The sequence below is a fragment of the Streptomyces sp. NPDC030165 genome, assembly GCF_055573595.1.
Genome location: NZ_JBVIBD010000001.1, coordinates 480,684 through 507,381 on the forward strand (window position 1 = coordinate 480,684; position 26,698 = coordinate 507,381).

A 26,698-nucleotide genomic window follows, 5' to 3' on the forward strand; every position below is an offset into this window, starting at 1 on the left:
CTGGAAACATGGCAACCCTGACGCAGTCCCCCGCACACACCGGCGCCCGCCTCCCCGTCCGCTCCTCCGGTGCGCCCCCGGCGCTGCGTCAGCTCGGCCCCAACTGGTACGCCGCCGTCATGGGCACCGCCATCGTCGCCAACGCCGGCGCGGCCCTGCCGCTGCGCTCCCCGGGCCTGCGCGGCGCGTACGTCGCGGTCTGGGCGCTGTCCGCCGTCCTGCTGGCGGCCCTGCTGACCGCCCGTACCGTCCACTGGCGCCGCCACGCCGACCAGGCGAGGCGCCACCTGCTCGACCCGGCGGTGGCGCCGTTCTACGGCTGCCTGGCGATGGCGCTGCTGGCGGTCGGCGGCGGGACGCTCGCCGTCGGGCCCGACGTGCTGGGTGAACGGACGGCCGTCGCCGTCGACGCCGTCCTGTGGTGTGCCGGGACGGCGACCGGCCTCGCGGCGGCCGCGGCGGTGCCGTACCTGATGGTGGCCCGGCACCGGATCGAGGCCGGCACCGCCTCCCCGGTGTGGATCCTGCCGCTGGTCGCGCCGATGGTCTCGGCCGCGCTGGGCCCCGGCCTGGTGCCGCACCTGCCCGCCGGACAGTGGCAGGAGGCGATGCTGCTCGCCTGCTACGCGATGTTCGGGATGTCGCTGCTGGCCACCCTGCTGGTGCTGCCGCTGGTCCTGGCCCGGCTGATCCACCACGGCCCGCTGCCGCTCGCGCTGACGCCGACGCTGTTCCTGGTCCTCGGTCCGCTCGGCCAGTCCACGACCGCGGTCGGCAACCTCGCGGACGCCGCGCCGGGCGTGGTCGGTGCCGGGTACGCACAGGCGATGAGCGGCTTCGCGCTGCTGTACGGCGTGTCGGTCACGGGCTTCGCGCTGCTGTGGCTCGCGCTGGCGACGGCGCTGGTCGTCCGGGCCTTCCGGACCGGGATGAAATTCTCGATGACCTGGTGGGCGTTCACCTTCCCGGTCGGTACGTGCGTGACGGGCGCGGCGGGTCTGGCACGGCACTCGGGACTCACGGCCCTCACCTGGCTCGCGGTCGGGCTGTTCGCCGTACTGGTGGCGGCCTGGCTGGTGGCCGGGGTCCGTACGGCGCTGGGGCTGGCGCGCGGTCAGCTCCTCGCGCCGTCGCCGGAGAAGTCCGGGGCGGCAGCGGAGTCGGCGGGAACCCCGGCCGCTCAGGCTCCGGCCCCGGCCGCCCCGGCCCCGGCCGCCCCGGCCCCGGCCGCCCCGGCCCAGGCTGCCTCGGTCAGCGAGCCGCGTCCAGCGCACTCCTGAGCACCGCCGGCGCCTCGGCCAACGAGGGCCCGTACCAGGTGAGATGACGCCCGCTGACCAGCGCGGACGGCAGCCCCGGGAACGCCTCGGGGCCGTCGTCCGCCGTGAAGCGGTACGGCTCGTCCGGCAGCACCACCAGGTCGGCGCCGCGCGCGTTCAACTCCTCGACGGGGACGCGGGGATACCGTTCGGCGTGGTCCGCGTACAGGTTCCGCACGCCCAGCCGGGCTAGCAGGTCGCCCGCGAAGGTGTCCCGGCCCAGCACCATCCAGGGCCGCCGCCAGATCGGCACCACCGCACCGCGCGCGGCCGCCGCCTCGGCCCGTGCGTCCCGCCAGGCGTCCGCCGCGTCGTCCAGCCAGCCGGGCCGGGGCAGCCGGCAGCCGCGGACCAGCACCCGTTCCAGTTCGCGCAGTGCCTGGTCCAGGTCGCGGATCTCGGTGACCATGACGTCCAGCCCGGCGGCCCGCAGCGCGCCGAGGTCCGGCGCCCGGTTCTCCTCCTCGTTGGCCAGCACGAGGCCGGGCGCGAGGGCGGCGATCCGGGCGGTGTCCGGGTTCTTGGTGCCGCCGACGCGCGGCACGTCCAGATCGGCGGGGTGGCTGCACCAGTCGGTGGCGCCGACGAGCAGTTCGGGCGCGGTGGCGGCCACGGCCTCGGTGAGCGAGGGCACGAGGGAGACCACGCGCGGGGCGCGGCGCTGACCTGTCGTCATCACCCCACCGTACGCGGGCCGGGCCGCGCCCGACGGACGAAGGCCCCACCGTACGCGGACGCGGCCACGGCCGACGCGCAAAACCCCGCCCCCGGCCGTACAGCCAGGGGCGGGGCCCGCGCGGTGCGTTCAGCGCCTCACTTCACCGGTGCCATCCTGTCGACGATGCCCGGGTGGGCGTCGATCCACTTCTCGACACCGTCGTTCTCGTGGCCCTTGCCGGCGTCCTGGATCTCCTTCTCCAGGCTGCCCAGCTCCTCGGGCGTCATCTTCCAGTTCTTCAGCCAGCCGTTGAGCTCCGGGAACTTCTCCGGGAAGCTCTTGTGGCCGAGCGTCTTGATCTGGTTGTTGTCGCCCCAGGTGTGCTTCGGGTCCGCCAGTTTGGTCAGGTCGTACTTGCTGTACGCCCAGTGCGGCGACCAGAGCACGACCGCGATCGGCTCCTTCTTGGCGTAGGCGCGGTCCAGCTCGGCCAGCATGGAGCTGGTGCCGGCCTCGGTGATCTCGAAGTCCTCCAGGCCGTACGCGGGTGCGACGGTGTCCTTCAGGCGCTTCATCTCGCCGGTGCCCGGCTCGATGCCGATGATCTTGCCCTTGAACTCGTCCTGGTGCTCGCGCAGGTCGTCCAGTGTCTTGACGTCCTTGACGTAGGACGGCACCGCGATCTCCAGCGACGTCTTGTCGTACCACGCGCCGACGTCGACGAGATCGTTCTTGTACTGGTCCCAGTACTGCTTCTGCGCGACCGGCAGCCAGGCGTCGAGCTCGACGTCGATCTGCCCGCTGGACAGACCGGTCCACATCGGGCCGATGTCCAGGTTGCGGATGCTGGGCTGGTAGCCGCGCTTCTCCAGGACGTTCTTCCACAGGTACGTGGTGGCGATGCCCTCGTCCCACGCCGGGTAGCCGATGTTCGGCGCGGCGCCGGCGTCCTTGCCCTTGACGTACGTGACGTTCGCCGACGGGGCCAGCTTGTCGACCAGGCCCGGGTTCTTCTTCAGCCAGGTGCGCACGCCGTCCTGCTCGTGGCCCTCGCCCGCGCTCTTGACGTCGTTCTCCAGGCTGGTGAGCTGCTTCTCGTCCAGGTGGAAGTTCTTCATCCACCGGGCGACCTGGGGCTCGTCCTGCGCGAAGCCCTTGCGGCCGAGCAGGTGCAGGCTGTCACCGGAGCCGAAGGAGCCCTTGGGGTCCTTGAGCTTGGTCAAGCCGTACTTGTCGTACGCCCAGTGCGGCGACCACAGCGTGACGGCGATCGGCTTCTTCGCCGCGTACGCGCGGTCCAGCTCGGTGAGCATGGACGCGGTGCTGGACTCGGCGACCTTGTACTCACCCTCCAGGCCGTAGTCCTTGAGGACCTTGTCCTTGAGGATCTTCATCTCGCCGGCGCCCGGCTCGATGCCGGTGATCTTGCCGCCGAACTCGTCGGCCCGGCCCTTGAGGTCGTCGAGGGTCTTGACGTCCTTCATGTACGACGGGACCGCGATCTCCAGCGACGTCTTGTCGTACCAGGCGCCGAGGTCCTCCAGCTTGTCCTCGTACTTCTTGTAGTACTCGGCGTGCGTGGTGGGCAGCCAGGCGTTGGTCTGCACGTCGATGTCGCCGCGCGCCTGCCCGGTGAACAGCGCGCCGGCCTCCAGGGCCTGCGCCTTCGGCTTGAAGCCGCGCTGTTCGAGGATCTCCTTCCACAGGTACGTGGTGGCCTTGCCCTCGTCCCAGTTGACGTACCCGAGGGTGACCGGGCGGCCGCCGCCGTCGGTCTTCGCACCGTCCTTGCCGAAGACGTTCAGACCGCCCGCGACCAGCGCGAGGACGACCACGCCGGCCATCGCGACGGAGGTGGCGGGCTTCCAGTACAGGAACTTCGCGCCGCCCAGCGCGGCCTGCGCCTTGGCCAGCGCGCGGCGTCCCAGCGGCGAGACCCGCTCGTTGAGGGCGCCGGTCATCCGGTCCAGGTACATGGCGAGGATGACGACGGCGAGGCCGGCCTCGAAGCCGAGGGCCACGTTCACGGAGCTGACCGCGTTGTAGACCGAGGATCCCAGGCCCTCGGCGCCGACCATGCCGGCGATGACGACCATGGAGAGCGCCAGCATGATGACCTGGTTGACACCGGCCATGATCGTGGGCAGCGCCAGTGGCAGCTGTACGCGGAACAGGGTGCGCCGCGGGTGCGTACCGAACGCCTCCGCCGCCTCGACGAGTTCGCCGTCGACCTGGCGGATGCCCAGCTCGGTCATCCGGACGGCGGGCGGCATCGAGAAGATGACGGTCGCCACCATGCCGGGCATCACGCCGATGCCGAAGAACAGGATGCCGGGGATCAGGTAGACCATCGCGGGCATCGTCTGCATCAGGTCCAGGACCGGGCGCAGCGCACCGCCGACGACGCGGTTGCGGGCCGCCCAGATACCCAGCGGTACCGCCACGACGATGGTGATGATGCAGGCCACCAGCACCAGTGACAGGGACTGCATGGTGGCCTGCCACTGTTCGATCGAGTCGATCAGCGCGAAGCCGGCGAAGGTGAGCACCGCTGCGGGCAGGCCGCGCAGCCACCAGGCGAGCACCGCGAAGATGCCCATCAGCAGGAACGGCTGCGGGGCGGTCAGGGCCGCCTCGATGCCGTTGTACATGTCCGTCAGGACGCGGGAGACGAAGTCGAAGAGCCACGTGAGGTGGTGGCGCAGCCATTCGACACAGGTGTTGGCCCAGGAGCCGACGTCGATCCTAGGCACCGGCGGTCACCTTGCCCCCGGGCTTGCCGCCCGTCTCGCCTTCGGGTGTGCCGTCGGGCTGGAGGGCTTTCTTTCTTCCGGCCCTGGTGTCGGCGGGCGCGGCGTCCTCGGGTGCCCGGGCCTCGGCCGGGTCCTGAGCGGCCTCGGCCTTCCCGGCCGCACCGCCCTTCCCCGGCTCCCCGGACTTCTCGGCCTTCCTGGGCTTTCCGGCCCCTGCGGCCTTCGCGGTCCCTTCGGCCTTCTCCGCCGTACCGGCGTCCGTCTCCCGCTGTCCGCCCTCGCCGAGCACGGACAGCAGCCGCCGCGCCGGCACCGCGCCGACCAGCTCACCGTCCGCGCCGACGACGGCGACCGGTACGTTCCCGGCCGAGCAGGGGCCGAACAGCTCCGCGACCGGCGTGTCCCGGTGGACCGTGGCGGGCGTGGCGGCGAGGAGGTCATCGGCCGTACGGATCTCCGTACCGTCCTCCGCCGTGCCGCCCAGCACCTCGCCGGGCTCGACCATGATCGCCCCGGCGGTGAGCACCCGGGAACGGTCGACGTCCTGGATGAACGACGCGACGTAGTCGTTGGCGGGCCTGAGGAGGATGTCCTCGGCACTGCCGATCTGCACGATGCGGCCGTCGCGCATGACGGCGATCCGGTCGCCGAGGCGCATGGCCTCGTTCAGGTCGTGGGTGATGAAGACGATGGTCTTCTTCAGCGTCTTCTGGAGCTCCAGGAGCTGGTCCTGCATGTCGCGGCGGATCAGCGGGTCCAGCGCGCTGAAGGACTCGTCCATCAGCAGGAGGTCGGCGTCGGTGGCCAGCGCGCGGGCCAGGCCCACCCGCTGCTGCATTCCGCCGGACAGCTCGTCGGGCCAGGACTTCTCCCAGCCCTTGAGACCGGCGAGGTGCAGTGCCTCGGTGGCGCGCTTCTCACGCTCGGCACGCGGCAGGCCCTGGACCTCCAGCCCGTACGCGGCGTTCTCCAGCACACTGCGGTGCGGGAAGAGCGCGAAGTGCTGGAAGACCATGGAGATCTTCTCGGAGCGGACCTTGCGCAGCTCCTTGCCGCTGAGCGAGGTCAGGTCCTGGCCGTCGAACCGGACGCTTCCGTGGGTCGGCTCCAGCAGCCCGTTGAGGGTTCGCAGGAGGGTGGACTTACCGGATCCGGACAGCCCCATGACGACGAAGATCTGGCCCTCGTCCACGGAGAACGACGCGTCGATGACCGCGGCGGTCGTTCCGTCGGCCCGCAGCTCCTCGCGGCTTGCACCGTCTTCGAGCCGTCGTACGGCGTCCTCGGGTCGTCTCCCGAACACCTTGTACACGTGCTCGGCTTGCAGCCTGGCCACATACACCTCTCGAATTGACTGAGTACGACCCGACTCCCCCGTCGGCAGGTCGTGGCGCGGCACGGGTCGGGCCCGCCGTTAACCGGTGGAAATGTTGAAAATCCACCGGCTCCGCTCCGGCCGCGCGCCTGCCCCCTTTCCGAAATGACAAACGCAGAAGTGATCCAGTTCACACCCTTCGCGCGGCCCGTCACCGCGGCACCATCCGCGCATGTCACAGGGGTGCGGCATCATGCGGGGTGTGACTCGACGCCTGATGCTCCTCGACACCGCCTCCCTCTACTTCCGGGCCTATTTCGGCGTACCGGAGTCGGTCAGGGCCCCGGACGGCACTCCGGTCAACGCGGTGCGCGGGCTGCTGGACTTCATCGCCCGGCTCGTCCAGGACCACCAGCCCGACGACCTGGTGGCCTGCATGGACTTCGACTGGCGCCCCCAGTGGCGGGTCGACCTCATCCCCTCGTACAAGGCGCACCGCGTCGCCGAGGAGGCCCCGGCCGGCTCCCCCGGGCCGGACGCGGAGGAGATTCCGGACACCCTCTCGCCGCAGGTCCCGGTGATCGAGGAGGTGCTCGACGCGCTCGGCATCGCCCGGGTGGGCGCCGCGGGCTACGAGGCGGACGACGTCATCGGCACCCTCACCGCCCGTGCCACCGGGCCGGTCGACATCGTCACCGGCGACCGCGACCTGTTCCAGCTGGCCGACGACGCACGCGGCGTCCGCATCCTGTATCCGCTCAAGGGCGTCGGCACCCTCCAGATGACCGACGAGGCCCTGCTGCGCGAGAAGTACGGCGTGGACGGCCCGGGTTACGCGGACCTGGCGCTGCTGCGCGGCGACCCCAGCGACGGCCTGCCGGGCGTGCCGGGCATCGGCGAGAAGACCGCCGCCAAACTGCTGGACCGGTACGGGGACCTGGCGGGCATCATGGCCGCGGCCGGCGACCCGGCGTCCAAGCTCACCCCTTCGCAGCGCAAGCGGCTGACCGAGGCGCGCCCGTACGTCGAGGTCGCGCCGAAGGTCGTACGGGTCGCCGCCGACGTACCGGTGCCGGACTTCGACGCCGCGCTGCCCGGCGAGCCGGCCGATCCGGAACGGCTGGAATCGCTCGCCGGACAGTGGGGACTGGGCGGCTCTCTGCAGAGGCTCCTCGCCACGCTCCACTCGTGAACTGTTAGGTTAGGTAAACCTAACAAGACCGTGGCAGGGGAGATCGTCGTGGCAGCAGAGCGTCCGGCCCGCAAGAAGCCCAAGCTCATTCACGCACAGGTGCTGCGCACCGAACAGCTCACGCCGCACATGGTGCGGGTGGTGCTGGGCGGTGACGGCCTGGCGGAGTTCTCGGCGGGCGAGTACACCGACCATTACGTCAAGCTGGTCTTCCCGATTCCCGGCGTCGCCTACCCGCAGCCGCTGGACATCGCCGAGATCCGCGCCTCCTTCCCCCGCCACCAGTGGCCCAAGACCCGTACGTACACCGTGCGCACCTGGGACCCGGACACGCGCGAGCTGGCGGTCGACTTCGTGGTGCACGGCGACACGGGCCTCGCCGGGCCCTGGGCCGCATCCGCCCGCCCGGGCGACGAGGCGCTCCTCCTCGGCCCCGGCGGCGCGTACGCCCCGGACCCCGACGCCGACTGGCACCTGCTCGCCGGCGACGAGAGCGCCCTGCCGGCCATCGCTGCCTCCCTGGCCCGGATGCCGGAGGACGCACCCGTCCACGCCTTCGTCGAGGTCGCCGGCCCCGAGGAGGAGCAGAAACTCCAGGCCCCGGCCGACGCCGAGATCACCTGGCTGCACCGCGGCGACACGCCGGTCGGCGAGCGCCTGGTCGAGGCCGTCCGCGCACTGGACTTCCCGGCGGGCCGGGTGCACGCGTTCGTCCACGGCGAGGCCGGCTTCGTGAAGGAGCTGCGCAAGTTGCTCCGCGTCGAGCGGGAGATCCCGCGCGAGGCCCTGTCGATCTCCGGCTACTGGCGCAAGGGCCACGACGAGGACGGCTGGCAGGCCTCCAAGCAGCTGTGGAACCAGCAGGTCGAGGCCGAGCAGGAGAAGGCCGCGCCGACCGCTCCCTGACCCGCCTTCAGGGGCGGCGGTACCGGGGTTCGCGGACCGGGTGCCGCGGGTAGGCGAACTGCTGGCGCCCGTCGAGGAGTTGGCGTGCACCGCAGCCGGTCCCGCCGACCGGCCCACGACACCGGCACGCACGCCGCACCGAAGACCTCACCGACCGGCGACTTCCGACACGCCGTCACGGCCCGTGCCGGACGGCGCTCCCCGCCGAGCCGTGCCTCCGGCCCCTCGGCCCCGGCGGCCGTGGCCGGGATCGCACAAGTGACGGCGGCGCGGCGCGCCTCCTGGTGGAATGCGGCCCTCCGGACACCGTACGGCCCGGCATTCCAAGAGCGGGGTGGGCTCACGGGTGGCGACGGACTGCCGGGCCTCCACGAGCGCGGCGGCCCGCCGCCACGTCGTCGCTGCGGAACCGGAGGCACGTACGGCGTGTCGGACCGGTGCGCGCGCCGCGTACGACACGCCGTACGAGCCCGGCGCACCGGCCGGAGCCGGACGCGCACGGGCGCGCCCCGGACCGTACGGCGGCCCACACCGTACGGCTCCGCGCCCTCAGCTCAGCACGCTCCCGATGACCGCCACTCCCTCCGCGATCTCGGTCTCCGTGCTCGCGGCGTAGCCCAGTACCAGGCCCGGCCGTCCGGGGGCCAGGCGGTGCCAGGACAGCGGTTGGGCCTTGACGCCCCGGGCGAGCGCGGCCGCCGCCAGGTCGGTGTCGGTGAAGTCCGCGTCGAAGGTGATCGTCAGGTGCAGGCCGGCGGCGGCTCCCCGCACGGCTGCGCCCGGGAGGTGCGTGGCAATCGCCCGGATCATCGCGTCGCGGCGCGCCCGGTGCCGTTTGCGCAGGTGCCGCAGCCGGCGTTCCAGCTCGCCGGTCTCCATCAGGTCGGCGAGCACCAGCTGCGGCAGCGCGGCGTTGCCGAGGTCGGTGAACCGCTTGGCGTCCACCAGCGCGCCGTGCAGCTCCGGCGGCGCGACGACCCACCCCGTCCGCAGCGCCGGCGCCAGCAGCTTCGAGACGCTGCCCGCGTAGCAGACGTGCTCGGGCAGCATCGCGCGGAGAGCGGGCACCGGCGGCCGGTCGTAACGGTGCTCGGCGTCGTAATCGTCCTCGATGATCAGGCCGCCGCCGTCGGCCGCCCAGTGCATCAGCTCGCGCCGCCGCCCGCCGCCGAGCACCACCCCGGTCGGGAACTGGTGTGCCGGTGTCACCAGCACGGCGGGGGCGCCGCAGGCCCGCAGCTCCCGGACACGGACACCGTCCGCGTCGACCGGCACCGGTGGCGTCCGCAGCCCCCAGTACCGGAGGGTCTGGCGCGTCCCGAGCGACCCCGGGTCCTCCACCGCCAGCTCGCAAACGCCCCGGTCACGCAGGACGCGGGCCAGCAGACCGAGTGTCTGCGCGGTGCCGGAGACGATCAGCACCTCGTCCGGGCCGACCGCGATGCCGCGGTTGCGGGCCAGCCACTTGGCGACGGCGTGCCGCAGCTCCGGTGTGCCGCGCGGGTCCCCGTACCCGAAGCCGGGGGCCGCGAGCGTGCCGAGCACCCGGCGTTCCGCGCGCAGCCACGCCGCACGCGGGAAAGAGGCCAGGTCGGGCGTGCCGGGGCTGAGGTCGATGCGGGCCGGTGCGGCCCGTACCGCGTCGAAGACGTCCGCACCGGGCTCGGCGGTGAACACCGCGTCCGGTGGCGGCCCTTCGGCCGGGCGTGCGGGTACCGGTGCCGCCGCCGGGACGGGAGCGGCGACGACGACCGTGCCGCCGCGGCCGCGCCCGACCGCGTGCCCGTCCTCGATCAGCCGCTGGTACGCCTCGGTGACCACCCCCCGGGAGACCCGGAGTTCCTCGGCGAGCGTACGGGTGGCAGGCAGCCGGTCGCCCACCGCGAGGCGGCCGTCCGAGACGGCGAGCCGCAGGTGCCGCGCCAGCCAGTCGGACAGGCCGCCCGTGGGCGCGTCGGCGGCGTTGAGCTGGAGGAAGTCGGATCCGGAGCTGGGGGAGGAAGTTATGGACCGGTCAGCCGGGATGTCTTTGGACCTGGGCACCGGACCATTGTGGGGCCAGAGTGACGGCATGAGAACGGCAGCAACGGAAGCAACAGCGGCAGGGACAGCAACAGCTACATCTACGGAGAAGGCGGCGGGCGGTGAGTGCGGGGACACGATCGGGCATCCGGCCCCCGCTCCCCGCGATTCCGGTTACGTACACGGTTATTCGGCCCACGAAGCCCGCCGGCTGACCGACCAGGCGGACACCCTGGCGGCGCTGCTGCACGCGGGCACGGCGTACCCGGCGGGCAGCCGGGTCCTGGAGGCCGGGTGCGGGGTCGGCGCCCAGACGGTGCACCTGGCCGCGTCCAGCCCGGGGGCGCACATCACCGCGGTCGACATCTCCGCGAGCTCGCTCGACCAGGCCCGCGCCCGCCTCGCCGCCCGCCCGCACGCGGCGACGGTGCGCTGGCAGCAGGCCGACCTGACCGACCTGCCGTACGCCGACACCTCCTTCGACCACGTCTTCGTCTGCTTCGTCCTGGAGCACCTGCCCGACCCCGCACAGACGCTGGCGGACCTGCGGCGCGTGCTGCGGCCGGGCGGCAGCATCACCGTCATCGAGGGGGACCACGGGTCGGCGTTCTTCCATCCGGACAGCGCCCACGCCCGTACCGTCATCGGCCACCAGGTCCGTCTGCAGGCCGCGGCGGGCGGCAACGCGCTGCTCGGCCGGGAGGTGCAGCCCCTGCTGACTGCCGCCGGGTACGAGGAGGTCGTGGTCCGGCCGCGTACGGTCTACGCCGACACGACCCGGCCCGGTCTGGTCGACAGCTTCACCCGCAACACCTTCATCGCGATGATCGCGGCCGTACGGGACGACGCGCTGGCCGCCGGACTGACGACCGAGGCGGACTGGGAGCGCGGCATCCGCGACCTGCGCCGTACGGCGGAGGCCGGAGGAACGTTCCACTACACGTTCGCCAAGGCCACCGCCGTCAAACCGGCCGGGTGACCCACGGTCCCCGTACGCCCGGACCACGGAGGTCGGGCGTACGGGGACCGCGGGGCCGACCCGGTCGCGCGTACGGGCCGCGGGCCCGCCCCGGGCCTCCGGCCCGCCGGCTACCTCACCCCACCGACGAGTACGCCACCACACCCCGCAGCACCGCGTCCACGGCCTTGCGGGCGTTGCGCGCCACCTCCGGGGGCGCGGCCGCCGCGATCTGGCCGAGGACGTCGATCAGCTGCTTGCACCAGCGTACGAAGTCACCGGCGGGCATCTCCGCCTCGCGCAGCACCTCGTCCAGGCCGAACCCGGAGGCCCAGCGGTACGCGGCCCAGGCGAAGCCGAGGTCCGGCTCACGCTGGCCGACGCCCTCCGCCTGGTTGATCTTGTGGTCCTCTTCCAGGGCGTCCAGCCGGCCCCAGATCCGTACCATCTCGCCGAGCGCGTCCCGCGCCTCGCCCGACGGCAGCTTCGGCGCCACCGCGTCGTCCGCCTGCCGGGCCTCGTAGACCAAGGCCGAGGCGCAGGCGGCCAGTTCGGCGGGGCCCAGGCCGTTCCAGACGCCGGCACGCAGGCACTCGCTGGCCAGCAGGTCCAGTTCGCCGTAGAGCCGCGCCAGCCGCCGGCCCTCGTCCGTGACCGTGTCACCTTCCAGGTAGTCAAGTTCGGTCAGCAGGCCACAGATCCGGTCGAAGGTGCGCGCGATCGTGTTCGTACGGCCCTCGATACGGCGCTCCAACTGCCGGGTGTCACGCAGCAGCCGGTGATACCGCTCGGCCCACCGCGCGTGGTCCTCGCGCTCGTCGCAGCCATGGCAGGGGTGCGCCCGGAGCTCCGTACGCAGCCGCGCGATCTCCCGGTCGTCGGCCGCCGCCGACCGCTGCTTGCGGTGCCGCTCCGGCGCGATGTGCCCGGCCTTCGTCCGCAGCGCGGACGCCAGGTCGCGGCGCGACTGCGGGCTGCGCGCATTGAAGGACTTCGGGATGCGCATCCGGTCCAGCGCCGCCACCGGCACCGGGAAATCCATCGACGCCAGCCGCTTGACCTGCCGCTCGGCGGTCAGCACCAGCGGCCGGGGACCGTCGTGCGCGTCGTAGCCGCGGTGGCCGTTGGTGCGCCCCGACGGCATACCCGGGTCCAGCACCAGCGCCAGCCCCGCGTACTTGCCTGTCGGTACGTGGATCACGTCACCCGGCCGGAGCTTCTCCAGCGCCGCGGCGGCCGCGGCCCGGCGCTGCGCCGCGCCCTGCTTGGCCAGCTCCGTCTCCCGGTCCTTCAGCTCCCGGCGCAGCCGCGAATACTCCTCGAAGTCGCCGAGGTGGCAGGTCATGGACTCCTTGTAGCCGTCCAGGCCCTCCTCGTTCTTCTGCACCTGCCGCGAGATCCCGACGACCGACTTGTCCGCCTGGAACTGCGCGAACGACATCTCCAGCAGTTCCCGCGAACGGTGCCGCCCGAACTGCGAGACCAGGTTGACCGCCATGTTGTACGACGGCTTGAAGGACGAGCGCAGCGGATACGTACGCGTACCGGCCAGGCCCGCGAGCGCGCCCGGGTCCATACCGCGCTGCCACAGCACCACCGCATGGCCCTCGACGTCGATGCCGCGGCGGCCGGCACGGCCGGTGAGCTGGGTGTACTCGCCCGGGGTGATGTCGGCGTGCTGCTCACCGTTCCACTTGACCAGCTTCTCCAGGACGACGGAACGGGCGGGCATGTTGATGCCCAGCGCCAGCGTCTCCGTCGCGAAGACCGCCTTGACCAGCCCCTTCAGGAACAGCTCCTCCACGACCTCCTTGAAGGTCGGCAGCATGCCGGCGTGGTGCGCGGCGATGCCCCGCTCCAGCCCCTCCAGCCACTCGTAGTAACCCAGCACATGCAGGTCCTCGTCCGGAATGCCGGCCGTACGCTCCTCCACGATGGCGCGGACCTTCGCGCGCCCCTCCTGGTCGTTGAGCCGCAGCCCCGAATACAGGCACTGCTGGACGGCGGACTCGCACCCGGCCCGGCTGAAGATGAACGTGATCGCCGGCAGCAGACCTTCCTGGTCCAGCCGGTCGATCACCTCGGCACGGCCCGGCGTCCAGATACGGCTGCGCTGCCGCCGCTCACGCTCGCGGTCCGCCTCCCGCTGGTTGCGGCCGCGGCGCTTGTCCCGGCCGAACGTCGGACGGCTGTTCTCCATCCGCGCCAGCCGCTCCAGGTCCGGATTGACCTCCCGGCGCCCGGCGCCGGAACGGCCCTCGCGCTCCTCGAAGAGGTCGTACATCCGACGCCCGGCGAGCACGTGCTGCCACAGCGGCACCGGGCGGTGCTCGGAGACGATCACTTCCGTGTCGCCGCGCACCGTGTCCAGCCAGGCGCCGAACTCCTCCGCGTTGGAGACCGTCGCGGACAGGGACACCAGCGTCACGGACTCGGGAAGGTGAATGATCACTTCTTCCCAGACGGCGCCCCGGAAGCGGTCGGACAGGTAATGCACCTCGTCCATGACCACATACCCGAGCCCGGACAGCGACTGCGAGCCCGCGTACAGCATGTTCCGCAGCACCTCGGTGGTCATCACCACCACCGGCGCCTCGGAGTTGACACTGTTGTCACCGGTCAGCAGGCCGACCTTGTCCGCGCCGTAGCGCCGCACCAGGTCCTGGTACTTCTGGTTCGACAGCGCCTTGATCGGCGTGGTGTAGAAGCATTTACGGCCCTGCTCCAGGGCCAGGTGGACGGCGAACTCGCCCACGATCGTCTTGCCGGATCCGGTCGGGGCCGCGACCAGCACGCCCTTTCCGGCCTCCAGGGCCTGGCACGCCTCGATCTGGAACGCATCCAGCGCGAAGTCGTACATCTCACGGAAAGGGGCGAGTGCGGTGGCCTGCTCCGCCGCCCGCAACTTGGCGGCGGCGTAGCGCTCAGCAGGGGACATGTCCTCGGTCATCGTGCTTACGAGCCTACCGGCCACCTCTGACAACGAGCCGATCATTATGGACGGCCTTTACCGGAGGACTCTCGTCGATCAGCCCCTCGTCGGCGCGCAAAGGGCGCACCAGAACACCTCGGCAAAGAAAACCGAACTTTCCCCCTGTTACCTTCGCGGTGATCATTCCGCGGCCCGGCGTCACATCCCGGCCTGCACCGTCGACCAGATGCGCCGGTCGCCTGCCGCACAGTCGAGCGGGGCGATCCGAGCCCCGACGGAGGGGAAGGCAGCGACGAGCGCTGGTGGTGGGACAGCGACTGCATCACCGTCAAGCCGAAGAAGAGCCACTACCACAAGGGCACCGGCACGCTGCGGAGCATCAAGTACTGCTGATGCGACGCCCGCCTTGCGCCCACTGACAACGGCGGGCCGACAGGAAAGGGGCGGGGAGCCCAGCCGGCTCCCCGCCCCTTTCCCTTGCCCTCTCGGGCATCACGTCGCGTCGTCGTACCCATCGCGCCGCGGAGACCGCTCACCCTGCGCAGCGCCGCCGGCCTGCTCCGGGAGCATCCGGTGACCGGTGACCGGCTCGACGTCGCCGATGTCGGCGGGCGTCAGGTCCAGCTCGGACGCCTCGTCGTCGGCCGGGCCCTCCGCCTGCCGGCGCTGCCTGCGGGAGTCGTTCATCATGGCGATCCCCACGGCTGCGGCATACAGAAGGCAGATGGGCGCGGCCAGGGCGATCATCGTCAGCGGGTCGGTGCTCGGGGTGGCGATGGCCGAGAAGACGGTGATGCCCATCACCATGCCGCGCCACCAGCCACGCATCCTGGCGGCGGTGAGAACCCCGCCGAAGTTGAGCATCACCAGCACCAGCGGCAGCTCGAAAGACAGGCCGAAGACCACGAACATACGGGTGACCAGGTCGAGCAGCTTGTCCAGCGGCAGCAGGTTATCCACGCCGACCGGTGTGAATTCCAGCAGCACCCTGGCAGTGGTCGGCAGCACCATGTAGGCGAAGTAGGCGCCGACGACGAAGAGCGGGAAGCCGGTGGCGACGAAGCCGAGGGAGTACTTCTTCTCGTGGCGGTGCAGGCCGGGCGCGAGGAAGGCCCACAGCTGGTATAGCCAGACCGGGCTGGCCAGGATCACGCCACCCATCAGGGAGACCTTCAGGGCCAGCGCGAACGGCCCGAGCAGGTCCAGCATGACGATGCGGGCACAGGTGCCCTTCTGCTGCTTGGCGAGATCGGTGAAGAGCGCATCACAGCCGACGGCCTGCAGGACCGGCTTGGTGATGAAGTTGATGATCTCGCCGTAGAAGAACGCACAGACGATCGTGGCGATCAGAATGGCCAGGACCGACTTGGCGAGCCGGTTGCGCAGCTCACGCAGATGTTCCACGAGCGGCATACGCCCCTCGGGGTCCTTCTCTTTGCGGTTCTTCTGAAGGGCGGACTTGAGCACCCCACGTCCTCATCTCGTACGAGAGGCAGTGGCCGACACCCCTGCCCCGTCCGGGCCCTCGGTCAGCGCTTGGTGCTCGTGTCGGACGGCTGGGCGACCGGCCGTCCGCTGTTGACGTCGCCGGGAGCGGCCTGGATCGTCCGGGGGGCCTCCTGCTGGCCGTTCGGGTTCGGCGGGTCGGACGGGGCCGACTGCGAGTCCGTGCCCTCCGACTTCATCGCCTTGGCCTCGCTCTTGAGGATGCGCGCGGACTTGCCGAGCGAACGGGCCATCTCGGGGAGCTTCTTCGCGCCGAACAGCAGCAGGACGACTACGAGGATGAGGAGGATCTCGGGGACACCGATCTTTCCGAACATTACTGGGTACCTTCTCACCGAGGCGGCTGGGGGCTGGGGCTGCTCGACAGATCGGACATATGTCCGTCCGCCGTGCCAGCAGCGATCGTAACGCGCGGCGGCGAACGCTGGACAATCTCCGCGCATACTCCCGGTTGCGGGCCGGTGCCTCGCTCTTCGGTCCGCTTCAGCAGCGTACCGGTCGCGCGTGCGAGTGAGCAGAGCGCGTCATCCCTTTGCTCTTCCGCCCCGGGCGGCCAGCGGCGTCGCCGCGCGTTCCAGATCCTCGGCGGCCCGCTGGATGCGCTCGGAGGTCTCTCCCACCTGGCGGGCCAGCCGCCGTACCTCCACGAAGACGCGGACGGCGAGGATGCCGAGCACCGCGAGGCCGAGGAAGCCGAGGACGACAGCGATCATGGGCCAGAGCATGGAACGAGCCTATCGGGGCGGGTGAGGTACGGGCAGGGACGGGGTGGCGGCGCGGGGCGCCCGCCGGGGACGCGGACGCCGGCTCTCAGCCCGCATGCAACCGCAACGTCCGCACCCCGCCCCCCGTGAGCAGCTCGATGATCCGCTCCCCCGCCGGCTTGCGGACCGCGTTGCCGCAGTCCGGGCAGGTGAAGGAGTAGAAGGTGGTACGGCTGCTGCCGCCGATGGCCAGGCGTAGCGCGTCCGACGCCAGCTCGAAGCGGCCGCGGCAGTCGGGGCAGGCCGCCTTGAAGAGCACCGGGCCGGTCAGGGTCGTGGTCATCGCGCCTGCCGTGGTCGTCGTCATCGTTGCCGCCGCCCTCTCGCGCGCTACTCGCCGTACGCGGCGAGGGCCTGCCGGGACGCCTGCCGTGCGCTGTCGGCGAGCGCCTGGGGAGAGACGATCCGGCCGTCCCGGCCCAAGCGCAGCGCGAGCCGCCGCAGGGAGGCGGGGTCGGGGGTGCGCAGGGTGATGCGCAGGCCGCCGTCCGGCAGTTCCTCGGCGCTGTCGTGCGGGTAGTACTCGGCCACCCAGCGGCCGCCGGGGGCCACCTCGATGACGACCTCGGGGTCCTCGGCGGCGGGCTGGACGAGCCCTTCGGACAGGTCACGCAGTTCGACGGGCGGCGGGTCGGAGGGGGCGTCCAGCAGTTTGATCTCGGCGACCCGGTCGAGCCGGAAGGTACGGCGGGCTTCCGAGAGCCGGCACCACGCCTCGACGTAGGTGTGGCCGACCGCGAACAGCCGGATCGGGTCGACCTCGCGCTCGGTCAGCTCGTCGCGCGCGGGCGAGTAGTAGCGCAGCCACAGCCGTCGGCGCTCGGCGATCGCCCGGTCGACGTCGGCGAAGACGCCGCCCTCGGACTCGAAGGTGACCGAGACCCGGGAGCTGGCGCCGGCCGCCTCGCCCGCCGCGGCCTCCAGTTTGGCGGTGGCGCGCAGCAGCGCCTGCCGGTCGCCCTCGCGCAGGCCGGGCAGGGTGGCCACGGCGCGGGCGGCGACCAGCAGGGCGGTGGCCTCGTCGGCGGCGAGACGCAGCGGTTCGGCGACGTCGTCGGGGTTGTGCCACCAGATGCGGTCACCGTCGGTGTCGATGTCGAGCAGGTCGCCGCCGCGGAAGCTGGTACCGCACATCGGCAGTACGTCGAGGTCGGCGATCAGCTCGTCCTCGGTGATGCCGAAGGCGCGGGCGACGTCGGAGACCCGGGCGCCGGGGCGCTCGCGCAGGTAGGTCACCAGCGACAGCATCCGCCGGGTCTGGTCGATGGCGTTGGTAGCCATGGAGTGTGCGTCCCGTCCCTCTCAGCCCTTGGCCACGGCGCGCAGCCGGTCCACGACGTCGGCCCGCAGCTCGGCGGGTTCCAGTACGACCACGTCGGGGCCGAACTCGACCAGCCAGGCGTCGAGTCCGTGTCCGTACGGGATCTCCAGCTCGTCCCAGCCGTCGCCCACCTCGCGGATGCTCAGCGCGCGGGCGCGCAGTGGGTAGCCGTGGTCGGTGCGCAGTCTGATGCGGGCGGTGCCGGTGGCGGTCTCGCCGGCCCAGCTCTCCACGGTCTCGCGGACCGTGACGTGGTCGGGTACCTCGGCGGTGAACTTCCCCTGGCGGGAGCGGACCTTGCCGGTGATGCGGGAGAGCCGGAAGACGCGTTCGGCCTGCCGTTCGCGGTCCCAGCCGGCGAGGTACCAGTGGCCGCGCCAGCATTCCAGTATCCACGGTTCCACCTGTCGCTGCTCGGGGCGGGCGGCGGTGGACTTGCGGTAGTCGAAGACGACGGGCCGGCGGTCGCGGCAGGCGAGCATCAGCGGCTCGAAGGCGGCCTCGTGGGCGGGGATGCGGGGTTCGAGGGCACTGTGGGGCTGCTGTGCCTCGAAGGTGCCGTCGTCCTGGAAGGGGACACCGGCCGCGCGCAGCTTCTGCAGCGCGCCGCTGGCGGCGCCGGCCAGCCGGGCCTGCTGCCAGATCTTGGCGGCGAGTCCCAGGGCGGCGGCCTCGGCCGCGTCCAGGGTGATCGGGGGGAGGCGGTTGCTGTCGCGGCGCGCGAGGTAGCCGGTCTCTCCGTCGAGTCCTTCGACGGTCTCGATGACCAGGCCCAGTTCGCGCAGGTCGTCCTTGTCGCGCTCGAACATCCGGTTGAAGGAGTCGTCGCTGCCCGTACCGGCGTCCCCGGTGCCGAACGTCTCGACGTACGCCTCGATGGAGGACCGCAGTTCACGTTTGGTCAGCGGGCGACGGGTACCCAGAAGGCACAGCGCCAGATTCATCAGCCGCTCGGCCTTGGCAATGGCCATCGACGCCCTTTCTTGTCGGACTCCCGACCGATGACCGTACCGCTCCGGGGACCTGCGGCAAAGCCGAGGGTCCGGTCGGTGAAGGCCAAAGACGAGGCGGCGGGGGCCGCGGGTGCCGGAGGGCGAAGGGTGAGGGCCCGTGCCGGGTGTGGCACGGGCCCTCGGTGCGTGCCGGGCGCCGCTGTGCCACGGCCGGCCGCTGTGGTCCTCAGACGGACATCAGGTCACAGACGAAGATCAGCGTCTCGCCCGGGGCGATCCGGCCGCCGCCGGCGCCCGTGTCGCCGTAGGCCAGGTGCGGGGGGATGGTCAGCCGGCGGCGGCCGCCGACCTTCATGCCCTGCACGCCCTGGTCCCAGCCGGCGATGACCTGGCCGGCACCGAGCTGGAACTCCAGCGGCTTGCCGCGGTTCCAGCTCGCGTCGAACTCCTCGCCGGAGCTGAAGGAGACTCCGACATAGTGGACCTTGACGAAGTCCCCGGCCTTGGCGACCGGCCCGTCACCCTCCCACAGGTCCACGATCTCCAGGTCGGTGGGGACCGGGCCCTCAGGGAAGTCGATCTCGGGCTTGTCGATGTTCACGAAAGTGCTCCTACGAAAGAATCTGCACAGCTACGTGCACAGTCTGGCAGATCAAGGTCAGACGGTGCCGACGATGTCGACGGAGAACACGAGGGTGTTCTTCGCCAGCTCGCTCTGCGGATTGGCACCGTAACCCAGCTTCGGCGGGATCACGATCTCCACCCGGTCACCGACGTTCTTGCCGACCAGCGCCTGGTCCCAGCCCTTGACGACGGCGCCGGTGCCGATCTGGAAGGCGGTCGCCCCGCCGTGGTCCCAGGAGGAGTCGAACTTCTTGCCGTCCTCCCACTTCACACCCGTGTACTGCGCGATCAGCCCGTCACCGGCCTTCACCTTCGGGCCCTTGCCCTTGATGAGGACCTGCTCCTTGAGGTCGGCCGGTGCCTTCTCCCCCTTGGGAATGGAGATCGTCGCGGCCTTCTCGCCCTCGGCCTTCACCTCGGGCATGCCCTCCTCCGGCGCCGCCTGCTCGCCGTCGGACTTGCCCTTCTTGTCCGCCTTGCCCGCGGCGACCACGTCCACGACCCACACCAGGCCGTCCTCCGGCTTGATGCCGGACTGCGGGTTCAGGTTCTCGCCGACCAGCGCCTTGGCCGTGCCCTCGACCTCGAAGCGGCTGCCGACCTTCTGGCCCGCGACCGCCTCCATCACCTTCTGCGGCAGCTGCTGCTGGGTCGGCTGGTCACTGACCTCGCCGACGATCTGCGTCCGCGGCGCCTTGGCGTCCGCGCCGGGCTGCTTGGTCCAGGTGCTGCCGAGGTTCTGGCCGGTCTTCATGGTCTGCGCCGCGAAGTCCAGGCGCACGTAGTCGCCCTTCTTGACCGTCGCGCCCTTGCCCTCGGTCAGCGTCTTGGTGACCGCCTCGTCGGGCGCCTTGGCGTCCTTCGGTACGGTGATCTTGGGCTGCTCCCCGGGCTTCCCCTCCACCTTGGCGACCGCGGAGGCCGACGAGCCCTTGCCGTCATCGGACCCACAGGCGGCGGTGAACAGCAGGAGGGGCACGGTCAGCGCCGCGGCGGCGGCGCGGCGGGTGTTCTTCGTGAGGTTCATGAAGTCCAACTCGGGGTCGTGGGGTGGGTGGGCAATGCCCGCCACTCTACGACCTGACCCTGGGTGCATTTCCATGAGCAACACAACCGCGTAATACAGGAATGTGCCGGGAGCGCAAGGGCTCCCGGCACAGCCACGTCCGGCGGTCACCGTATCCGGTGACGCACCGGATACGGTGACGAGCCGGACTCACATCCCGGCGATCAGCTTCTCCACCCGGTCGTCCACGGACCGGAACGGGTCCTTGCACAGCACCGTGCGCTGCGCCTGGTCGTTGAGCTTCAGATGCACCCAGTCGACGGTGAAATCGCGGCGCTGCTCCTGCGCCCGGCGGATGAAGTCACCGCGCAGCCGGGCCCGGGTGGTCTGCGGCGGCACCGACTTGCCTTCGAAGATCTTCAAGTCGTTGCAGATACGGGCCGCCTGGCCCTTCCGCTCCAGGAGGTAGTAAAGGCCCCGGCGGCGGTGGATGTCGTGATATGCGAGGTCTATCTGCGCGACCCGCGGATGCGACATGGTGATGTTGTTCTTCGCCCGGTAGCGCTCGATGAGCTGGTACTTCATCACCCAGTCGATCTCGGTGGCGATGCGGTCGAGTTCCTCGTCGCGGACGGCTTCGAGCGTACGGCCCCACAATTCCAGGACCTGTTCGACCATGCCCGTACGGATACCGCGCCGTTCGCAGAAGTCCACCGCCTTTTCGTAGTACTCCTGCTGGACCTCCAGGGCCGATGCCTCCCGGCCGCTGGCCAGCCGCACCTTTCGCCGGCCCGTTATGTCGTGACTGACCTCACGGATGGCCCGGATCGGGTTCTCCAGGGTCAGGTCGCGCATGACCGTGCCCGCCTCGATCATGCGCAGCACGAGATCGGTGGCGCCGACCTTCAGCAGCATGGTCGTCTCGGACATGTTGGAGTCGCCGACGATGACGTGCAGCCGGCGGTAGCGCTCCGCGTCGGCGTGCGGTTCGTCGCGGGTGTTGATGATGGGACGGGAGCGGGTCGTCGCGGAGGAGACGCCCTCCCAGATGTGCTCGGCGCGCTGGCTCACGCAGTACACGGCCCCGCGCGGTGTCTGCAGGACCTTGCCGGCGCCGCACAGCAGCTGACGGGTCACCAGGAACGGGATGAGAATGTCCGCGAGCCGGGAGAACTCCCCGTGCCGGGCCACGAGATAGTTTTCGTGGCAACCATAGGAGTTTCCGGCGGAATCGGTGTTGTTCTTGAAGAGATAGACGTCGCCCGCGATTCCCTCCTCGTGCAGGCGGCGCTCGGCGTCGACCAGCAGACCTTCGAGAATGCGCTCACCGGCCTTGTCGTGGGTGACCAGTTCGGTCACGTTGTCGCACTCGGGGGTTGCGTATTCCGGGTGCGATCCCACGTCCAGGTACAGGCGGGCGCCGTTCCGCAGGAAGACATTGCTGCTGCGGCCCCATGACACGACACGGCGGAAGAGGTACCGCGCCACTTCGTCAGGAGACAGTCGGCGCTGTCCCCTGAACGTGCACGTGACGCCGTACTCGTTCTCCAGCCCGAAAATGCGGCGGTCCATGACTGAACATTACGCCTGATGCCCTGCTCTGAAACCGGGTTGGGCAGCCTCGTTCCGATCATTTTCCGCCGTGACCTGCGCAGCACCGCTCATGACACCCCGTCCACCAGGGGAAAGAAAGCGCTTTGTCGACACGAGTACGAGCAGCGCGGCCACACCGCCCGCCCCCGCCACACCGAACCCGGCGGCGGGGCCGCCCCGCTCCACCGCGGGCCCGACCACCGTCATCCCCAGCGCGGACCCGACCCCGAACGTCGTCACCAGCCAGGAGAACGCCTCGGTGACCGTCCCCCTGGGCGCGTGCCCGTCCACGACCACGAACGCGCACGCCAGCGCGGGCGCCAGGAACACCCCGGACACACCTGTCAGCAGCGTCATTCCCACCACACCCGGCGTCAGTACCAGCGGCAGGTACCCCAGCGCCAGCAGCGCCACCAGCAGCCGCAGCCGGTTCTCCGGATGCCCCGGCCACTGCCGCGCGCCGTACACCACCCCGCCCACCAGGGCGCCGACGCCGAGCGCGGACAGCAGGTAGCTGGAGACCATGCCGCCACCGTGCTCGTCGGCGTACGCGACCGCCGCCACCGCGATCGATCCCAGCGCCAGCCCGACGAAGAAGAACGAGGCGATCAGCACCAGCATCCCGGACGACCGCAGGGCCCCGAGCCAGTGCGCCTCGCGCGGCGCGCTGCGCCACTGCCGCGAGGGCGGGGAGACGACCACGGAGAGCGCGCCGAGCACCCCGATCACGTTGATCACCAGCAGCGCCCACCGCTCAGACCAGAGCGCCACGCACGTCGTCACCAGCAACGGACCCACGGCGAACAGCACTTCCTGCGCCACCGCGTCCAGCGCGTACGCGGCGTGGACCCGGTCCGCGCGCTTGAGCACACCCGGCCACAGCGCCCGCAGCCCGCCCTCCAGAGGAGGCGTGAAGAACCCGGCGACCACCATGGCCGCGTACGCCACGGGCAGCGGATCGAGGCCGGCCACCGCCAGCAGCGCCATGCCCAGCGCGGAGATCACCGCGGAGGGCAGCATCACGCGCGGCTGCCCGTACACGTCCACCGCCCGCCCCAGGAGCGGCTGGCCGATCGCGTTGCACACCCCGTAGACGGCGGAGAGCACGCCCGCGAGGACGTAGCCGCCGCCCTCGGCGCGGGTGAAGAGCACGACGGCGAGTGGTCCGGTCGCGTTCGGCAGCCGGCCTGTCAGCGTTCCGGCCAGCAGCCGGGCCGCGTGGCGCGTCCCGAGCAGCTCCGCGTACCCAGCGGCCATGTCCGCCCCTATTCCCCTGGCGCGGCCAGGAAGTGTTACGTATAACGTGCGGCGTCATACGTACCATGGGCACAACCCGCGGGTCCACACCGCGACGTACGACGCGAGGAGTCCGGCCCCGGTGACCGCCCACGAGCACCCGACAGCAGCACGCCCCGGCACGGCCACCACACCCCGCGTCACCAGCCGCGACGTCGCGCGCGCCGCCGGGGTCTCGCAGGCCGCCGTCTCGCTGGTGCTCGGCGGCAAGTGGCGCGGCCGGGTCTCACCGCACAAGGCCGACGCGGTACGCGCCGCCGCCCGCGACCTCGGCTACCGCCCCAACCTCGCCGCGCGCAGCCTGCGGATGGGCCGCACCCGGACCGCCCTGCTCGTCATCCCCGCCCTGACCAGCGAATACTTCGCCCGCGTCTACACCGGCGCGGCCCGGGTCGCCGCCGACCACGGCTTCGGCGTCGTCCTGTACCCCTCCCCCGAGGGCATCGGCCCGGCCCGTGACCCCTTCGACTCGGCCCGCGCGGCGCTCGACGGCGTCATCGCCTCCTCCATGGCCAGCGACGCCCTGACCGCCATGCGCGGCGAGGAGCTGCCGCTGGTCATGCTCGACAGCGACCCGGACGACGCCCAGGCCACCGCGACCGTCAACCCCGACATCGCCGACGGGGTCCGGCGGCTCACCGAACACCTGCTCACCCTGGGCCACCGCCGCATCACCCACCTCGCCGCGGCCGTCGACTCCTGGACCTTCCACGTACGGTCCGCCGCCTTCGCCGGGGCGCTGCGCGGCGTCCCGGACGCGGACGTACGCACCGAACCCGCCGCGCTGAGCGTGGAAGCGGGCCTGCACGCGGCCCACGCGGCGCTGACCCGGCCGGGGCCCCGCCCGACCGCCCTGCTGTGCGACGACGACCTCCTGGCGGCGGGCGCTTGCAAGGCCGCGCGCCGGCTGGGCCTGCGGGTGCCCGAGGACGTCTCCGTCACCGGCATCGACGACCTGGCGCTGGCCACGGCCGTGGAGCCGGAGCTGACGACCGTACGGCTGCCCGCCGAGGAAGCCGGCGCGGCCGGGATGCGTGCCCTGATGACCGTCCTGGAGGGCGGGGTGCCCGAGCCCGTGACGCTGCCCGTCGAGCTGCTCGTGCGCGGCTCGACGGCGCCGCCGCCGTAGGGAGCGGGACTGCCCGGCGCCGGAACGCGGCGCGCCCCGGCGGGTGTACCCACCGGGGCGCGTCGAGGCCCGGGGCCGGGCGGACGGCGGCGCGTCCGTCACGCGGGCGGCCTACGGCACTGCGCACGCCGCCCGCGTCGCGTCACGACGTGCCGGAACCGCCCTCGGAACCGGACGTGTCCGCGGAGTCCGACGACTCCTCCGTGGCTCCCTCGGGGGCCGCGGCGCCGTCCCCCTCCAGCAGCCGGGAGAGCTGGCGGCCCAGGATCCGCTTGAACTTCCGCTGCTGCGGACGCGTGCGGTCCAGGGTCGCGACCTCCAACTGGTCGGCGGACAGGGCGCGTTCGCCGCCGTTGTTGTCGCGCGAGAGCGACTCGACGGCCAGCTTCAGCGCCTCGCCCAGCGTCATGCCGTCGCGGTGCCGCTGATCGAGGTAGCTGCTGATCTGATCGGCGTTGCCGCCCACCGCGACCGAACCGTGTTCATCCACGATCGAACCGTCGTGCGGCAGCCGGTAGATCTGGTCGTCCTCGGGGGCGTTGCCCACCTCCGCGACGATCAGCTCCACCTCGTAGGGCTTCTCGGCGGCACTGGAGAAGATCGAGCCGAGGGTCTGGGCGTAGACATTGGCAAGGCCGCGCGCGGTCACGTCCGCGCGGTCGTAGGTATAGCCGCGCAGGTCGGCGTAGCGCACGCCGCCGATGCGCAGGTTCTCGAACTCGTTGTACTTGCCGACCGCCGCGAAAGCGATGCGGTCATAGATCTCGCTGACCTTGTGCAGGGCACGGGAGGGGTTCTCGGCGACGAAGACCACGCCGTCGGCGTACTGCAGCACCACGACGCTGCGGCCGCGCGCGATGCCCTTGCGGGCGTACTCCGCCCGGTCGGCCATGGCCTGCTGGGGTGAGACATAGAACGGCGTCGACACCGGCTACCCGTCCCTTTCTGTCAATGACTCTCTCAATGGCGCGTGCATGGCGGTCTCCCGTCCTCAGAGCAGCGCGGCGCGCGGGCCGTCCGGCTGGTCGAGCCGCCGCTCGTGGATGGCGCGGGCGATCTCCGACACCTCGGCCTCGGTGTACCGCTTGAAGCCCTCTTCGGTGATCACCGTGACGATCGGGTAGATCCGGCGGGCCATGTCGGGGCCGCCGGTCGCCGAGTCGTCGTCCGCGGCGTCGTACAGCGCCTGGACCACCGCCGTGGCGGCCTGGTTCTCCGTGAAGTCCTCGCGGTAGAGCTTCTTGAGGGCGCCGCGCGCGAAGACCGAGCCGGAGCCGGTCGAGGCGAAGCCGTGCTCCTCCGAGCGCCCGCCGGTCACGTCGTACGAGAAGATCCGGCCCTTCTCGCGGTCCACGTCCCAGCCGGCGAACAGCGGCACCACGGCCAGACCCTGCATGGCCATGCCGAGATTGCTGCGGATCATCGTGGAGAGGCGGTTCGCCTTGCCCTCCAGGGAGAGTTGGGCGCCCTCGACCTTCTCGAAGTGCTCCAGCTCCAACTGGAAGAGCTTGACCATCTCGACCGCGAGACCGGCCGTGCCGGCGATGCCGACGGCCGAGTACTCGTCGGCCGGGAAGACCTTCTCGATGTCGCGCTGCGCGATGACGTTGCCCATCGTCGCGCGGCGGTCACCGGCGAGCACCACGCCGCCGGGGAACGACGCCGCGACGATCGTCGTGCCGTGCGGCGCCTCGATGGCACCCTGCACGGGCAGCGGCGGGCGCCGGCCCGGCAGCAGCTCCGGCGAGTGCTCCCCGAGGAAATCCATGAACGACGACGACCCGGGCGTCAGGAAGGCAGCTGGTAGATGCCCGGCGTGACGAGTGTTGGCTTCCACACGTTTCCTTCCGGATATTCGGCCGCCCGCCCCAAGACGTCCGGCCGATCCTTGAATTGGCCCAGCGCTGCGTTGCAGCTGAAGCACAGTACGTCCCGGACCTTACCTGTCCTGCGGTCATGATCCACATGCACGCGGGAACGGACGGACCACGGCTGCGGCGGCCCTTCGCCTCCCGGCCCCCGCGGCCGTGCGCCATCCCCCGGGACGGCCTGCTCGTACGCGCTCGGCGAGCACGCACCGGCGGCACCGGGAACGCGCGGCAGCACCGCGGCCGCACGCCCCCGGAGCCGGAGCCCGTCAGGCCGGTGCGGACGCACAGCGTGCGCAAACGGTGGCCCGCTGCGCCCGCACCGGCTTCCGACGGGATCCGGCACCCCGTTACTGTCCGCCCTTTTGCACGAAGCTCCGCACGAAATCCTCGGCGTTCTCTTCGAGCACGTCGTCGATCTCGTCCAGCACGGAGTCGACGTCGTCCGACAGCTTCTCCTGCCGCTCCTTGAGATCGTCCGCGGCCTGCGCGTCCTGCGACTGCTCCTCGACCTCCTCGGTCGAACGCGTCGCCTTCTGCTGTCCGCCGCCGGTGTCCTTGGTCGCCATGTCCCTCACCCCGC

Annotated in this window: 23 protein-coding genes and 1 pseudogene; 5 read left to right on the top strand and 19 right to left on the bottom strand. The window is 71.4% G+C overall.

The window, feature by feature from the left end:
- Positions 1 to 8: 8 nt before the first annotated feature.
- A complete protein-coding gene (locus ACZ4Z1_RS02215) occupies positions 9 to 1,280 on the top strand; it encodes a TDT family transporter (RefSeq protein ID WP_468484659.1) in 1,272 nt (423 codons plus the stop codon).
- Here the strand turns inward: ACZ4Z1_RS02215 and ACZ4Z1_RS02220 are convergent.
- From ACZ4Z1_RS02220 to ACZ4Z1_RS02230, 3 genes are all read right to left on the bottom strand, one after another.
- Complete coding sequence (locus ACZ4Z1_RS02220) at positions 1,252 to 1,995, bottom strand: helical backbone metal receptor (protein ID WP_468484660.1); 744 nt, start codon at positions 1,993 to 1,995, stop codon at positions 1,252 to 1,254. The two genes, ACZ4Z1_RS02215 and ACZ4Z1_RS02220, sit on opposite strands and share 29 nt — an antisense overlap.
- A gap of 137 nt (positions 1,996 to 2,132) precedes the next feature.
- Positions 2,133 to 4,730, bottom strand: coding sequence for an ABC transporter permease/substrate binding protein (locus ACZ4Z1_RS02225; protein ID WP_468484661.1), 2,598 nt, complete (start codon positions 4,728 to 4,730; stop codon positions 2,133 to 2,135).
- On the bottom strand, positions 4,723 to 6,066 hold the full coding sequence (locus ACZ4Z1_RS02230) for a quaternary amine ABC transporter ATP-binding protein (RefSeq protein ID WP_468484662.1): 1,344 nt from the start codon (positions 6,064 to 6,066) through the stop codon (positions 4,723 to 4,725). The genes ACZ4Z1_RS02225 and ACZ4Z1_RS02230 overlap by 8 nt, the downstream gene beginning before the upstream one ends.
- A 256-nt stretch (positions 6,067 to 6,322) precedes the next feature.
- Here ACZ4Z1_RS02230 and ACZ4Z1_RS02235 point away from each other — a divergent pair, with 256 nt between their 5' ends.
- Positions 6,323 to 7,237, top strand: a complete 915-nt coding sequence (locus tag ACZ4Z1_RS02235) for a 5'-3' exonuclease (RefSeq protein ID WP_468484856.1) — start codon at positions 6,323 to 6,325, stop codon at positions 7,235 to 7,237.
- 48 nt (positions 7,238 to 7,285) lie between these two features.
- Positions 7,286 to 8,143 carry a siderophore-interacting protein gene (locus ACZ4Z1_RS02240; protein ID WP_468484663.1) on the top strand — a complete coding sequence of 286 codons (858 nt, stop codon included), beginning with the start codon at positions 7,286 to 7,288 and terminating at the stop codon, positions 8,141 to 8,143.
- A gap of 549 nt (positions 8,144 to 8,692) precedes the next feature.
- On the opposite strand, the gene pdxR is transcribed toward ACZ4Z1_RS02240, so the two are convergent.
- The gene (gene pdxR / locus ACZ4Z1_RS02245; RefSeq protein ID WP_468484664.1) at positions 8,693 to 10,216 is read right to left on the bottom strand and encodes a MocR-like pyridoxine biosynthesis transcription factor PdxR; all 1,524 of its coding nucleotides are present in this window, start codon (positions 10,214 to 10,216) and stop codon (positions 8,693 to 8,695) included.
- Between pdxR and ACZ4Z1_RS02250 the strand changes: the two genes are divergently transcribed.
- Positions 10,215 to 11,144 (top strand): methyltransferase domain-containing protein, encoded by a 930-nt coding sequence (locus ACZ4Z1_RS02250; RefSeq protein ID WP_468484665.1) that lies wholly within the window; start codon positions 10,215 to 10,217, stop codon positions 11,142 to 11,144. The genes pdxR and ACZ4Z1_RS02250 overlap by 2 nt on opposite strands.
- A gap of 115 nt (positions 11,145 to 11,259) precedes the next feature.
- Here the strand turns inward: ACZ4Z1_RS02250 and ACZ4Z1_RS02255 are convergent, their stop codons facing one another.
- From ACZ4Z1_RS02255 to ACZ4Z1_RS02305, 11 genes are all read right to left on the bottom strand, one after another.
- Entirely contained in the window at positions 11,260 to 14,073 is a 2,814-nt protein-coding gene (locus tag ACZ4Z1_RS02255) for a DEAD/DEAH box helicase (RefSeq protein ID WP_468484666.1), read from the bottom strand.
- Between the two features lie 474 nt (positions 14,074 to 14,547).
- On the bottom strand, positions 14,548 to 15,522 hold the full coding sequence (gene tatC, locus ACZ4Z1_RS02260; RefSeq protein ID WP_468484667.1) for a twin-arginine translocase subunit TatC: 975 nt from the start codon (positions 15,520 to 15,522) through the stop codon (positions 14,548 to 14,550).
- Positions 15,523 to 15,584: 62 nt separating this feature from the next.
- Positions 15,585 to 15,878: a Sec-independent protein translocase subunit TatA gene (tatA, locus tag ACZ4Z1_RS02265; RefSeq protein ID WP_468484668.1), complete on the bottom strand. Its 294-nt coding sequence runs from the start codon at positions 15,876 to 15,878 to the stop codon at positions 15,585 to 15,587.
- A gap of 207 nt (positions 15,879 to 16,085) precedes the next feature.
- Complete coding sequence (locus ACZ4Z1_RS02270; protein ID WP_468484669.1) at positions 16,086 to 16,286, bottom strand: hypothetical protein; 201 nt, start codon at positions 16,284 to 16,286, stop codon at positions 16,086 to 16,088.
- Positions 16,287 to 16,371: 85 nt separating this feature from the next.
- A complete protein-coding gene (locus ACZ4Z1_RS02275; protein ID WP_468484670.1) occupies positions 16,372 to 16,632 on the bottom strand; it encodes a hypothetical protein in 261 nt (86 codons plus the stop codon).
- A gap of 23 nt (positions 16,633 to 16,655) precedes the next feature.
- Positions 16,656 to 17,606, bottom strand: a complete 951-nt coding sequence (locus ACZ4Z1_RS02280; RefSeq protein WP_468484671.1) for a helix-turn-helix transcriptional regulator — start codon at positions 17,604 to 17,606, stop codon at positions 16,656 to 16,658.
- Between the two features lie 21 nt (positions 17,607 to 17,627).
- Complete coding sequence (locus ACZ4Z1_RS02285; RefSeq protein ID WP_468484672.1) at positions 17,628 to 18,617, bottom strand: helix-turn-helix transcriptional regulator; 990 nt, start codon at positions 18,615 to 18,617, stop codon at positions 17,628 to 17,630.
- Positions 18,618 to 18,825: 208 nt separating this feature from the next.
- On the bottom strand, positions 18,826 to 19,200 hold the full coding sequence (locus ACZ4Z1_RS02290; protein ID WP_468484673.1) for an FKBP-type peptidyl-prolyl cis-trans isomerase: 375 nt from the start codon (positions 19,198 to 19,200) through the stop codon (positions 18,826 to 18,828).
- A 57-nt stretch (positions 19,201 to 19,257) separates the two neighbouring features.
- Positions 19,258 to 20,250: an FKBP-type peptidyl-prolyl cis-trans isomerase gene (locus ACZ4Z1_RS02295; protein ID WP_468484674.1), complete on the bottom strand. Its 993-nt coding sequence runs from the start codon at positions 20,248 to 20,250 to the stop codon at positions 19,258 to 19,260.
- A 189-nt stretch (positions 20,251 to 20,439) separates the two neighbouring features.
- Positions 20,440 to 21,801 carry a Pup--protein ligase gene (pafA, locus tag ACZ4Z1_RS02300; protein ID WP_468484675.1) on the bottom strand — a complete coding sequence of 454 codons (1,362 nt, stop codon included), beginning with the start codon at positions 21,799 to 21,801 and terminating at the stop codon, positions 20,440 to 20,442.
- A gap of 9 nt (positions 21,802 to 21,810) precedes the next feature.
- Positions 21,811 to 23,079 carry an MFS transporter gene (locus ACZ4Z1_RS02305; protein WP_468484676.1) on the bottom strand — a complete coding sequence of 423 codons (1,269 nt, stop codon included), beginning with the start codon at positions 23,077 to 23,079 and terminating at the stop codon, positions 21,811 to 21,813.
- A gap of 121 nt (positions 23,080 to 23,200) precedes the next feature.
- Between ACZ4Z1_RS02305 and ACZ4Z1_RS02310 the strand changes: the two genes are divergently transcribed.
- Complete coding sequence (locus tag ACZ4Z1_RS02310; RefSeq protein ID WP_468484677.1) at positions 23,201 to 24,247, top strand: LacI family DNA-binding transcriptional regulator; 1,047 nt, start codon at positions 23,201 to 23,203, stop codon at positions 24,245 to 24,247.
- A gap of 142 nt (positions 24,248 to 24,389) precedes the next feature.
- Here the strand turns inward: ACZ4Z1_RS02310 and prcA are convergent, their stop codons facing one another.
- The 4 genes and pseudogenes from prcA to ACZ4Z1_RS02330 form a co-directional block, all read right to left on the bottom strand.
- Positions 24,390 to 25,175 carry a proteasome subunit alpha gene (gene prcA, locus ACZ4Z1_RS02315; RefSeq protein WP_468484678.1) on the bottom strand — a complete coding sequence of 262 codons (786 nt, stop codon included), beginning with the start codon at positions 25,173 to 25,175 and terminating at the stop codon, positions 24,390 to 24,392.
- A gap of 63 nt (positions 25,176 to 25,238) precedes the next feature.
- Positions 25,239 to 26,084 carry a proteasome subunit beta gene (prcB, locus tag ACZ4Z1_RS02320; protein WP_468484679.1) on the bottom strand — a complete coding sequence of 282 codons (846 nt, stop codon included), beginning with the start codon at positions 26,082 to 26,084 and terminating at the stop codon, positions 25,239 to 25,241.
- Positions 26,036 to 26,215, bottom strand: a pseudogene (locus ACZ4Z1_RS02325) (endonuclease domain-containing protein); the annotation flags it as partial. The pseudogene ACZ4Z1_RS02325 and the gene prcB, both read right to left, overlap by 49 nt.
- A gap of 250 nt (positions 26,216 to 26,465) precedes the next feature.
- Positions 26,466 to 26,684, bottom strand: a complete 219-nt coding sequence (locus tag ACZ4Z1_RS02330) for a ubiquitin-like protein Pup (RefSeq protein ID WP_003981605.1) — start codon at positions 26,682 to 26,684, stop codon at positions 26,466 to 26,468.
- Positions 26,685 to 26,698 lie beyond the last annotated feature (14 nt).